Here is a 12,873-nt window from a genome sequence, read left to right on the forward strand (position 1 = left end):
ACTTATTATCTGAGGAACAAACGTGCTGCTATCAAAAGGCTTTGAAGTAGAAATGTATACCGGCACGCCCCAAGGTGAGGTTGTCGGTCTTTCCGATCGCATAGTCGCCAATTTAGAGGGATTTGTCCGGGAGCCTGATAGCCGCAATGTGGAGTACACGACTGCCCCGCTGTGCAGCTACGATCGCCTGCTGTGCGCCCTAGTTAAGCCCAGAGTCCGGCTGCGCGAGTATCTCAAACAATTGGGCGACTATACCTTGCTGCCTGGAAGTACCCTATCTCTCGGCGGGAGCGATCGATTTTACCGCTCCGATCCCAACAACCCCTACCATACCTACATTGAGCAAACCTACGGCACCAAAGTCGTTACCGCCAGCATTCACATCAACATCGGCATCTCCCAACCAGAACTGCTGATGCGCGCCATCCGCCTCGCCCGCGTCGAAGCACCGCTTTACCTTGCCTTGAGCGCCTCTTCTCCGTTTCTCGACGGCGAAGTCACGGGCTACCATTCCACTCGCTGGGGTTTGTTTCCCAAAACTCCCGCCGTCGTCCCCCTGTTTGAAAGTCACAAGCATTACATCCAGTGGACTGAAGAACAGTTAGAACTCGGCACCATGCAAAATGTCCGCCATTTGTGGTCTGCTGTGCGCCCAAATGGCGATCGGCGCCCCTACTGTCTCAACCGCCTCGAACTCAGAATTTGCGACCTCGAAGTCAATCCTCTGGCTTTATTGGCCATCACTGCCTTGCTAGAAGCTCGCATTTGGCAATTGATGGAAGACCCCAGTTTAGATCCTTTACAACTGAGCACCTTGCCGGCGGCTACCCGCAACCAAGACTTAGTTGCTCTCACAGATGCCAACGAAATTTCTGCATCCAGGCAAAGTTTGGATGCCGAACTCATCCACTGGCAAGATGGCAGAAAGATTTTGGCACGAGATTGGATTGAGGAAATTTACCAGGAGGTGTTCCCTCTTGCCAAGAAACGCGGCTTTAGTTGCTTTCTCTCGCCTCTCAAAAAGATTCTCCGGGAAGGTAACACCGCCCAGCAATGGTTGAAGCTGCACGAGGACGGTTTGGACACCCGCAGTATTATTCTCCAAGGGATTGATGGCATGGCTCACCAAGAATGGGAGCTCGAAGACAATTTGTGCGCCCAGTTAGTTGCCTAAACTATCTGCCATTCCCATCGCGGGGGCTTCTCACTAGCCCCTGGCTGTCCGTACTCAGCCCACAATTCCCATAGCCCGAATTTTGGGAGAATGAAAAATTTGCCAAGCACAGCCCCAAAAAACAAATCAGAATATTTAATCAATCGCACTTTACAGAGGTTATAAATAAAAGCTATAACTGCTATCTACTTTTTAGGTATATTTATACTTCTCCCCAGAGCTGTCTTTTGCGTTTTTAATTAGCTTCATGCCCCAACTTGTCTTGATTCACCCGCAAATCCCCCCGAATACTGGCAATATTGCCCGCACTTGTGCTGCTACAGGCACGGAACTGCATTTAGTCGGCCCGCTGGGCTTTGAAATTACCGATCGCTACCTGAAACGCGCTGGCTTAGATTACTGGCCCTACGTTAACCTCCAATGTCACGAAGATTTGCCGGCTTTTCTGGCTTGTCGCCAACAGCGAGGGGGGCGATCGATCGGATTCAGCACTGGCGGGCGATGCAATTATGCCGAATTCCAATTTCAGCCAGACGATTGGCTGATGTTTGGCTCGGAAACTGTCGGCATTCCCCAATTCGTCTTAGATGCCTGCGATGCCACAGTTTTTATTCCCATGAGCCAGCCTGGAGTTAGGAGTTTGAACCTCTCTGTTAGCGCCGCTGTGGGTTTATTTGAGGCTAAACGACAGTTGGGCGAACTCGGATAAATCTCGATCGACACCTACATACACATATAGATATTTAATCGCTGCTAGGGGCTGCTAAACCTTGATTTAAATATAAGAAATTTGTATCAAAGCGGTGAAATTCTAGATAGCTTTGATTAATATATTTTATTCATCCCAAAACATATTGTTATCAGCAATACAAAATTGCTCCCTAGATGATTAAGCCAGAAAAACAGAGGATTTCAGGGACTTAGGATACCAGGGATCGCCGTATTGTGCCTTGCTGCTATTGATATCTAGTAAATATACGGTTGTAGGTTGTCCGGAAATTAGCATAAAGTCGGATAATAGGTGAGAATCTTAGGCCGTGCCGGAACGCAAATTTTATTTGTTCGTTCCAGCTATTGCCGCGTAAGGCTTGTGGGTGTAAATTCAGCAGGTTTGACCGAGAATTTGAAAATTAATTACGGTTCGAGCTTGTCTAAATTTAAAAAGCAAGGTAATCTTGCCTAAGCATGATAGCTGTCAACAATCAAAATATTTTTGGTGGTTGATTTAAATTCAGCGTCATGGAATACCCTTGAGTGTTTCCAAGGACAGTTAGCGCTTCTCAGTAGGAGGTCGTTTTTTTGAAACGAACATATCCCCAAATTAAGCCTGTTCAGGCTAGTGAAATCGACGGAGACGGTTCATCAGAACCGTCCAAGCAGACAACGCTCAGCACTGGCAGAGTTCGCTCTCTCGCCACGATCGGGCTGGCAATATCTGTAGGTGCTTCAGGCATCCTGCTGCCGAGAAATGGAGACAGCGCTCGCGCGTCTGAACTCGCAACGGCAGCAAAATCTACCGCAGAAGTACAGCCAGTTTCGGCAAATGCACCCGCTACCTCGGCACAAGTTGACGGTTCCCGGGCCGAACAGGCAGGGGTTAAGGTTCAACAGGGACAAACCCTCTGGGAGTTGTCTCGGGACTATGAAGTTGCACCGCAGGCACTAGCAACTGCCAACGGTATCAAAATCGATACCGTACTCGAAGTTGGCCAAGAACTCAGAATCCCGACTGCGATGGCAGCGGCTCTACAACAGAACGCCGGCAATACTGCCGCGGTCGATCCCGAACAAAAGTTAAATCTGACTGGCTCCGAGTCGTTGGATAGTACAACTTCGTCATGGCAGCCAAACTCCGCGCCAGACCAGGAGACGATATCGGCACAAAGCTCGATCGAAGACCCTAACGCAGACTGGGCGATAGACAGTCTGAAAAAACAGGAAAACCGCACCACAGCATCAGGTCGGCCCCTGTCGGAGTCCTCGGTAAGAGCAAATTCATCTACATCTGCTGTAACGACTCTGGCATCCCCAGACTCTCCTACTCAGACAGCAATTCCAGACCTCAATACTACACCAGTAATTCTCAATGGCGGTGTCGGTCAAGCAGGCTCTGGCGATCGAGCATTCGAGTCCATTGAACAGTCTCTGGTAACACCCGGTTTGCCTTCGGCTGTGGTAGTCCCCCCCGCAGGCAGTACCGCCGCGCCAGAAACGGTACTGTACAGCGTCCGTCCGGGAGATACCCTAGATGCGATCGCCAAAGGTTACGGCGTATTGCCCAAAGAGCTGATCGCAGCCAACAAGCTCGGCAACCCCAACTTGCTGAATGTAAATCAACAGCTAAAAATTCCCCAAGTTGGGTCAAATAATCCCGCGGTGCAGGCGGCAGCCTCTGATTCTGCCTCCTACTCTAGATCTCTGTGGTCAGCAGCTTCGGTTCCCGCATCTTTGAACCAGAGTTCCTCTACCCCGGAAAGAACTGACTCGATAGTTACAGCATCCGCTCCTACAGCGCCTGTTGTCTCTCCCCTAGGGAACTTGGAAGGCCTGAACAATATTTCAGCGCCGATGGTTCCCAAAATCAACAGCATTTCGCTAACTCAAGTTTCTCAAACTATTAGCGACCCCGGTAAACTGGAGCTTCAAGGCGAACCAACTTTTACAGGTGCCGTTGACACCAGTGCCCTGCCTCAGCCAGCAAGTGCAACTGCTACCGCCATCGCTACGGGAGAATACCCCCAGCCGGTCAGCTTTCTGCCAAATGCTAGCACCCAGGGTTTAAATGCAGCGGACGGTAGCGCTTTACCTGAGTCGAATTCCGAGGCCCGTCCCGCAGGTCAGGCTCTCAACCCTTATGCCGAACGCTTGAGGGCTGAAGTTGGCAGGCTGCGAGAGGAATATCGCGCCGAACGCAATTCGATCGGCCCAAATGCAGTCTCCCTAGCTCCAACTGAGCAGGAGACGACTTTCGCCTCGACCAACCCGTCTCAGGAACTCCCAAGTGTAAATCCTGACCTCTACACTCCCGAGTACCCTGGGGCTGTGCAGAACGAAATCAGCAGACCGCCTTCGAGAGATTGGTCAGAGCAGGTTCAGAAGCAGCAGCAAGAGCGTTTTGACCCGGCTCGCGCCGCCGAACTCCAACCGATCGACCTGACGCCGAACTCGACTCTGGATCGGCCTGTGGTAGCAACGGCTCCTTTGGGTTCCCAGGGTTACGACCCCCTGAGCAACCCGTCTATGGGACGCATGGTTTCTCCAGAACTGCCTCCGCTTTCGGGCCCTGATACTTATCTGCCTAACGGCAAACAACGGTCTGCCAACGGGTTTATTTGGCCGGCTAAGGGCGTTCTCACTTCTGGCTACGGCTGGCGTTGGGGACGGATGCACAAGGGAATTGATATTGCAGGGCCGATCGGTACGCCAATTATGGCCGCCGACAACGGGGTGGTGACCTATGCACAGTGGAACGACGGCGGCTACGGCTATCTGGTGGAAATTACCCATGCAGACGGCTCAGAGACCGTCTACGCCCACAACAGCCGAATTTTGGTGCAAAAGGGTCAGACAGTCGCTCAAGGCGAACAGATTTCAGAAATGGGCAGCACCGGCTTCAGTACGGGGCCGCACTTGCACTTTGAAGTCCATCCCGCCGGACAGGGTGCAGTCAATCCAATGGCTTTTCTGCCTGACGATAGCTCTAGCGCTTCTAGGTAACAACTGGTCGGAAGTTATGGGTTTTGACTCATTATCAAAACTCATGACTTTGACTAGGAGTTATTAGAAATAATGTTGGATGGCAAGCAGCCATAGCTCGCCATACCATGCTACGATAGTAAATCGTGAAGTGAATTTGGCTCAGTGGCGCAGTGGTTAGCGCAGGGGACTCATAAGCCCAAGGTCGCAGGTTCAAATCCCGCCTGAGCCATCATTTCATTTAAAAAACCGCGCTCTCAATTTTGAGAGCGCGTTTTTTTGATTTTTTGACAAGATACTTGTAGTCGTTATGACTATGATATATTTGTAACAGTTCGTAAAAAAGGAAACAAAATCTATGACAAGTGAATGCCTCCGGGTTGGTCAAGCTGCACCGGATTTCGCAGCAACAGCCGTAGTGGATCAGGAATTCAAGACAGTTAAACTGTCAGACTATAAAGGCAAAAAGTATGTAGTCCTGTTCTTCTATCCCTTGGACTTCACCTTTGTGTGCCCGACTGAGATTACAGCATTTAGCGATCGCCATGAGGACTTCAAGAAAATCGATACCGAAATCCTCGGCGTATCCGTTGACAGCGAATTCTCTCACCTCGCTTGGATACAAACAGACCGCAAATCAGGCGGTATCGGCGACATCAACTATCCCTTAGTTGCTGACCTCAAAAAAACAATTAGTTCCGACTACAACGTCCTAGACCCTGAAGCCGGTATTGCCCTCAGAGGTCTGTTCATTATCGACAAAGAAGGCATCATCCAACACTCTACTATCAACAATCTTGCCTTCGGCCGCAACGTAGACGAAACCCTCCGCACGCTGCAAGCTATTCAACACGTCCAGTCTCACCCCGATGAAGTTTGTCCCGCAGGCTGGCAGCCCGGTGACAAGACTATGACTCCCGACCCGGTTAAGTCCAAAGTATTCTTTGCTGCGGTCTAACTTCATAGTTTTGAGTAAGCGAGTTTTGAATTAAAAAGTTTTTAATTCAAAACTCCCAACTATCCGGGCTTAAAATATCTGGTATTACCAATTACCAATTACCAATTACCAATTACCAATCCCCTAATTAGGAAATATGCTGACTTCTACAGATTTTAGCGGCTTGTTAAATCAGCGGTTTTTCCAAAATTTATTGCCTGTTCCCGCCACTAATGTTCTGAAGCTGGGACAGATGACTCCTGATTTTGAACTGCCGGATATTAATAATGGTAAATTGGTGCGACTGTCGAATTACCGCGGCGATAGACCAGTAGTTCTGGCTTTTACGCGGATTTTTACTGAAAAGCAATATTGCCCTTTCTGTTTTCCTCATATTAAGGCTTTGAATGAAAGCTGGGAAAAATTTGCCGATCGCAATATAGAATTATTGATGGTAACTAGCACGGACGATCGCCAAAGCCAAATTGTGGTTAAAGATTTAGGCTTGAAAATGCCCCTGCTTTCCGATCCAGGCGTAAAAGTGTTTCGCACTTATCAAACCGGTCAAGCTTTGGGCGCTCCTTTGCCCGCTCAGTTTGTTTTGGATCGAGATGGAAAACTGCTATTTAAACATTTGTTTTCTTTCATCGACCACAATGCTAGTGTGGAAACTTTGCTGAAATATTTCGACAAGCAAGAAGACGGCAATACCCTATCCTAATACTTTGGTTGAAAAACCCGCTTTCTAAATACCCCTGCTTCCGCGAACTATGGAAGTTTTTAACCGCAGATACACGCAGGTGTACGCGGTTATTTTTATGTTTGGCGATAAATCTATCATGTCCGGCCTACAACCATAACAAAAAGCGTTCGTAGTGCGGACGACTCGCACTACGAACAGGGACACGATATAACTCGTTGTGCCAATTCTCAGGGCGGAATACTCCGATGTTCGATCGGCATTAATCTAGACTATAGCTGGAATGTAGCTAGCACCAGTTTAAGCCGATGTCGTCTCCAAAAGGTCGATCGAGTAAAATTGAATTCAGCGTCTTAGCCTCGCACCCTGAGTTGTTGACAGGTTTAGATGCGTGGCTGCGGCTGGGCTTGATCGAGCCCGCTGAGGTTGAGCAATTGTGCCGACAATATTTAGTTTGTCCCCTGCCCGAACCCTCAAAGACGATCGCCCCAATTACTCAATCAAAAATACCCGCTCTCTCAACACAAAAAGCATTGCCCAGCACCGCTAAAAACGTTGTAGAGCGCGCAGAAACGGCTCGCACCCCTAATTTGGTTGCTCAAATTTTGCACTCGTTCATAGCCGAAATTAGCGTCGTGTGGCTGTTATTTTTAGGAGTGTTCATGGTAGTTGTCTCCTCTGGAGTCTTAGCTGCTAGTCAGTGGGAAAGATTTCCGGCTGCCGGACAATATGGAGTTTTGTTAGCTTATACTTTAACATTTTGGGCGATTAGCAGTTGGGCTAAAAAACAGGCTAATTTGCACTTGACTGCTCAAACTTTGCAAAAAGTAACACTGTTACTGGTGCCGATTAATTTTTGGGCGATGGACACTTTTGGATTGTGGCAATATCCCTGGAATTGGGCCGTAGCAATCGCCGCTGCACTTATTTTAACTTGGATAACACGCGGGATTATTAAATCTCAGTATGAAAGCTTGTCGGGTAAAAACGTCACTTGCTCGATCGCCCTAAATCATTTGGGATTGAGTTATTTGCACTGGGGTTGGGGATTTGTAGGCTTTTCCCTAGCTGCAGTTTATTTGGGTACCGTCGGAACTACTGCTGCTGGTGTTTATCAAGTTCAACAACAACGCTTACAATCTGTCCGACGCGGGGAAAACGCTGAAACCATCGCCGCTGCTTTTACTTCCAGCCCAGATTTTCTGACTTACAAAAAAGCTGCTTTAGTAGCCTATTCTTTAGGAATTTTACTGGGTCGGGCGATATTTGTCAAGGGCGTAGATATCGCTCAAATGGGTTTAGCTTTGGGGATTTGCGGCGTGCTTTTAGCATGGTTGGATTGGCAGCACCCTCTCGCATCTCGGACTATTACAAACAAGATATCCGACAACCCAAATCCCGGCAGTTTTTTTAACTGGCAATTAGCCGGAGGGGCTTTATTGGGTTTGGGCTGGCTGGTTTGTTTTCGCGAAATTCCCCTACAGGCGATCGCAGTTAGCGGATTGGCTATTTGGTTTTTTTATAGCCGCTTAGTGCGATTTTGGCAAAAGTTTGATTTGCTAATGCTTGAAGCGGTAGGAATTCAAACGATTTGGCTGTTTTGGCGAGTTGTTCCTTTAGGGATTAAAACACAATTTTCTACATTTTTAACTCAGCTTACCCACTCTGGGCAAACTCCTTGGGTTTTGTGGGGTGTTTTGCTCTTGCCTTATTTAATTTTAACCGCAACTGCGGCGCAGTGGCTCTACCGATCGCGCAAGTTTCAACTTGCCAGTTTTGGTGAAAATCTTGCTCTTGGTTTAGGCAGTGTTTTAACTGTTATTAGTTCCGTCAATCCTTTTTGGCGATCGCTCAATTTATTGGTTTCTACTTTAACTTTAGTTTGGATTACTTGGAAATACGTCATCCCCGATAATTCCCGGCGATTCTCAATCCCAGATTCTGCAGTCGATCGCCAGCGAAATCCGGCATTTTTAGTTTACCTGACTCACATTCTGGGTTTAGGCGCGATCGCTTCGACAATTGACTTATTTTTTCCCAACCAAACACCCCATATTTGGGCAGGAATTTTATTGCTGTTTATGGCGGCTGAATGGGGATTTTTGGTCTGGATGAAAGCAGCAAATATCAGAGAAAATTCTGCCTTTTTCCGCTGGCATCCTGCATGGTTCCAAAGTTCTTGGAATCTGGGTTTAGGATTGGCGGGATTCAGCTTTATCTTGCTCTACAGTAATTTGCAGTCTCCGGGGGGTTTGATTTGGCTGGCCGCACCTTTGGCTTTGACTGCTGTTGCTAAATATACTGATTTTCCTCACAAACAAGTCGCCAGTACATTCAGCGCGATCGCTCTAATTTTAGGACAATTTCTGATTTTGAGTTTCCCCGGATATCAGTTAATCGCTTTGGGTTTGGCTGCTGCGTTGATGTTAGTCAATACTTTCTATTTGGTAGAGGTACCGGCGGCTGCAATTTGTGTCGGATTTAACTTGGGTTTTGTAGCTGCGGTAATCGATCGATTAGGTTTTGTATCTGGTTGGGCTTGGGGAATTGCTGGGGCGATCGCACTTTTGTGTCTCTGGTTGTTTCGCAGCACGATTGTTCGTGTTTCCAGCCGTTTCCCTCAGCCTTCTCGATTAGCTCAAATTTACGATCGAGCTTTAGATGGTTGGGCTGTCTTACTCGCCAGCTTGCTGTTGACAACTATTACTTTTTATTCTTTTGAACTCTACGCACGCCCTACCTTCAATTTCTCCGCCTCTGCTGAAGTATTGGCTGCTACTTTGGTAATCATGGCTGCGATTGTTTTCCGAAGTTTGCACCAACTTTCGCCTCTGGCAATTTATGCTTTGGCTTGGAGTTTGGAGTTGCTGACAGCAGTCGGTTTGAGTTTTGTCGATCGCACTGCGATTAATTTGGCTGTAGCGAATATTGCGATCGGGTTGTTTGCACAATTGATGGGCGATTGGTGGCGGCGGCGCAATTCCGACAATCGCACAATTTTACCCAGCATTCACGTTATACCTTTGGTTTACGGGTTGTTGGGTTTGATTTTGCGATCGCAAACTTTTGCCAATTGGACTGGTTTAACTGTGTTTGGTGCGTCTTTAATTGCGATCGGCATTGGTAGGCGTGAGCAACAATTCAAACCTCTGGTTTATTTAGGATTAATTGGTGTCTCAGTTTCTGCTGGCGAATCAGTGATTTATCAACTATTGCAAACACCGGGAGGCTCTTTTGGTGACGGTTTAATTGTGCTGGCAACCCTCGGTACAACTTTAACCTATATATATCGCATTTTGTCTCCTTGGCTTAGCAACTATTTGCATTTAACTAATGCGGGGTTGAAAATATTTGCTCACCTGCACTGGGTTTTGAGCAGCGTAATCCTAATTTTGGCTTCTACCAACGATATTAAATCCGGGATAAATTTAGGATTAGTCACCGGTGCTTTATTAGTGCAGTACGCTTTCTTGCAAGGGCAAAATAATCTCGATCGCCTGTGGGCAGAAATTTGGATTTACTTGGGCTGGCTAGAAGCCTTTGGAGTCCGGCTTTATTGGATAAATACGCCTTTAGTCAAGTACATTTCCGGGCCGCTGGGGCCGTGGAAAGTTGCTTTTGCTTCTTTATTTGCCTATTTCATTTATATTTTACCTTGGGATAACTGGGGTTGGTCAAAAAAACCTTGGCGGATAATTGCTTCGCTGATTCCCGCAGTAGCTATTTTGGAATCTCCGGCTAAGTTTTATCCGATTAGCTGGTTGATAGCTGCCGCGTTTTATATTTTCCTAGCTTGGGAAAAGCAGGAAGTCCGTTTTACCTACGTGAGTGTGGCCATAATTGACTGGCTATTGTTGCAGTGGTTTGCACAAATGGGATTGACTCTGCCTGAATACTACTTTACTCCTTTGGGGCTTTCTTTCCTTTATGTTGTTCAGTTCGTGAAGCGTAGCTATCCCGTAGGGAATCGCGCTTTGCAACTACCAGCCCAAAAAACCCTGCGCCACACTCTGCGAATCCTCGCCACGGCGCTGATTTGCGGGATACCTCTTTTTACTCAGCAAAGCCACGGTTTAGTAGCGGGGGCTTTTAGTTTGCTAGCGATTGTGGCTGGTTTGGCGCTGAGAGTGCGGGCGTTTTTGTTTGTGGGGACAGGAATTTTCTTAATCAATGTTTTCTATCAGTTAGTAGTGCTGATTTTCGATTATCCACTGATTAAATGGGCGATCGGTTTGGCTTTTGGGATTGTATTTATCTGGATTGCTGCTACTTTTGAAACTCGGCGCGATCGCATTTCTGCTTTTGTGCAGCATTGGGTTGTACAGTTCCAATCTTGGGATTGAATTTTCCGCAAGACACCTCTTCGTTTCATTCCCTCGCTCTTCTTCAAAGTATCTGCGTTAATCTGCGTCGATCAGCAGGGCATCTGCGGTTGCTCTATCAATCAAAGATTTATGCACTTGCTCGTCTAATCAAATCCTGTTGCCCCGGAAGAGCGGGTTTACCAAAACTATAATTTCTCCGATAAATGTAAAAAAAAACGCCCTTTTTTTTGGGGTCAAAGGCTTGACATTCCCGGCTTAAAAAGGTATTATATAATAATCGGAGTGGTAGCAATTTTCAAATTTAAGCCACCACTTCTATTATCTAAAATATACCTTAAAAATCAACTAAAATCAATAGGTAAAAACACCTTTTTTTGCGCCGCGACTTGAGAGTCTAAATTAACAAGAATCAGCAAACAATTATAGGCAAAGGTGGGCAGAAACCCACCGTAAAGCAGAGCTATTAATTGTTTAATCTAACTCTGGATCGCCAGGTCGATCGAACACAATCTCAAAGATTCCCGATCGCACAAACTTGCACAAAGCCCTTAAATGGTCATCTGCATCTTGGCGATTGCAGAAACGCGCAACAGCGTGATTTCGAGCATCAGGCAAAACCCGCACAATCACCCAAGGTTTGGCATAATCCGGCTTTATTGACACTCCCCGGTCTAAAGACACGGGGATTCTTAAGGACAAACTTTGGGGGATGAATCCGCCCAAAGTTTAATTCTTAAAGGGTTAGTCAATAACCCACTACCCACTCGCTCAATTAATGAGTCTATGGCTACCTTTGATTTTCTGATGATGTTTGCTGCCCCATTAACATCTGCATTTAAGATTAGTCCCTGAGCAGAACGGTACAAACCTCGTTTAATTCGCTTACCCGAGGGCTGCCAATTGTCGGGTTTTTCACCGACTTTCACGGGCATTATGTCTCGGTCTAGGAAGCTAGATTTTGAAGTGTAAGATTCATCTTGTTCGACAAATTTCCACCCTTTTAAATCGCATTCTTGTTGCAACCTTTCTTTGACTTTGGCGGTCGGTATTTGGACAAAGTTTTGGTTGGTCACTCCGCCCATGTTTACTTCTTGTTTTTGTCCCTTATTCCAACCAAAAACTATGACATTAATTAGATTATCCTGGCAATAATCAACAATAATTCTCACTGCTTTATTAACAGCATCTCTCATTCTTCGGGCGCGAGTTTCGGATAATTGCTGTAATCGTTGTGATGAGAAACCTTGAGGTAGCTTATGTTTGGCGTGTTCTGATTGAACTTTTGCTTTCTGTTTGTTAAACCATTGGTTCCAAGATTTTAGTTTACGGCCATCAATAATAAAAGGCTGGCCATTACTAGAGACACAGGTCAGCCAGTTATTGATGCCATGATCGATTCCCAGGATGCCAGTCGCTTCTAAATCGCAACTAAGGGCTTGTTCGCCAAGAGATTCGTGGACGTACTCGACCCAGACTTGACCATTTCTAGGAATTAGTCTCAGCTCTTTAATGGTAGAGCTTTTAATACGTTCGGGTAAAGGAACCAAAAGTGCATCGGTGCCAAAATGCTCTTTACCTTTGTTTCCTAAAGGCAGTCTAATTTTATTCCCAACCACCTTTAAAGCTTGACCGGGGTAAGAAATTGGGTACATTCCTCCTTTGGTTCTATATTTTGGTAATCTCGGCTTTTGGCTGAGTTTTCCTTTATAAGCTAACTTGGACAATGCTCGGAAAGAGCTAAAAGATTCAGCTACAGATTTAAGAGATTGTTGCGCGACTTGTGAGTAGAGAAGCCCGTAATTTTCGTTATTTTTGGCAATTTTGTACAAGTCAGGATATTTAACCGTACTTTTGTCTTTAAAGAATCTTTGCCTACCTTCGTAAGTCCCAACATTAAACAGGTTATTTGACCATTTTAGTAGTTGCTCAACAATAGGCTTTTCAAATTCCGTTAAATGCCAAACATCTTTTTGCACTGCGTACATTTTGTTTCACCTCCATTGATTAATTTTACCATGTATCGCATTTGTCTGACTGGTAT

The 12,873-nt window shown here is 46.6% G+C and carries 8 protein-coding genes and 1 tRNA gene; 7 read left to right on the forward strand and 2 right to left on the reverse strand.

Features of this window, described 5'->3' with window-relative positions:
* Positions 1-22: 22 nt before the first annotated feature.
* From gshA to QUA01_RS07720, 7 genes are all read left to right on the forward strand, one after another.
* On the forward strand, positions 23-1,174 hold the full coding sequence (gene gshA, locus QUA01_RS07690; protein ID WP_333088900.1) for a glutamate--cysteine ligase: 1,152 nt from the start codon (positions 23-25) through the stop codon (positions 1,172-1,174).
* A 247-nt stretch (positions 1,175-1,421) separates the two neighbouring features.
* A complete protein-coding gene (locus tag QUA01_RS07695; RefSeq protein ID WP_194010379.1) occupies positions 1,422-1,883 on the forward strand; it encodes a tRNA (cytidine(34)-2'-O)-methyltransferase in 462 nt (153 codons plus the stop codon).
* Between the two features lie 590 nt (positions 1,884-2,473).
* Positions 2,474-4,891, forward strand: a complete 2,418-nt coding sequence (locus tag QUA01_RS07700; RefSeq protein ID WP_333088903.1) for a peptidoglycan DD-metalloendopeptidase family protein — start codon at positions 2,474-2,476, stop codon at positions 4,889-4,891.
* 138 nt (positions 4,892-5,029) lie between these two features.
* A tRNA-Met gene (locus QUA01_RS07705) sits at positions 5,030-5,102 on the forward strand.
* Positions 5,103-5,228: 126 nt separating this feature from the next.
* Complete coding sequence (locus QUA01_RS07710) at positions 5,229-5,828, forward strand: peroxiredoxin (RefSeq protein WP_194010381.1); 600 nt, start codon at positions 5,229-5,231, stop codon at positions 5,826-5,828.
* A 136-nt stretch (positions 5,829-5,964) separates the two neighbouring features.
* A complete protein-coding gene (locus QUA01_RS07715; RefSeq protein WP_333088905.1) occupies positions 5,965-6,528 on the forward strand; it encodes a peroxiredoxin family protein in 564 nt (187 codons plus the stop codon).
* A 287-nt stretch (positions 6,529-6,815) separates the two neighbouring features.
* Positions 6,816-10,850, forward strand: coding sequence for a hypothetical protein (locus QUA01_RS07720; protein WP_333088906.1), 4,035 nt, complete (start codon positions 6,816-6,818; stop codon positions 10,848-10,850).
* A gap of 453 nt (positions 10,851-11,303) precedes the next feature.
* Here QUA01_RS07720 and QUA01_RS07725 read toward each other — a convergent pair whose 3' ends face one another.
* Both QUA01_RS07725 and QUA01_RS07730 read right to left on the reverse strand, forming a co-directional pair.
* Complete coding sequence (locus QUA01_RS07725) at positions 11,304-11,495, reverse strand: hypothetical protein (RefSeq protein WP_194066018.1); 192 nt, start codon at positions 11,493-11,495, stop codon at positions 11,304-11,306.
* Between the two features lie 26 nt (positions 11,496-11,521).
* A complete protein-coding gene (locus QUA01_RS07730) occupies positions 11,522-12,817 on the reverse strand; it encodes an RNA-guided endonuclease InsQ/TnpB family protein (protein ID WP_194066019.1) in 1,296 nt (431 codons plus the stop codon).
* Positions 12,818-12,873 lie beyond the last annotated feature (56 nt).

This window comes from Microcoleus sp. S36a_B3 (assembly GCF_036700745.1).
In the GTDB taxonomy this organism is placed as follows: domain Bacteria; phylum Cyanobacteriota; class Cyanobacteriia; order Cyanobacteriales; family Microcoleaceae; genus Microcoleus.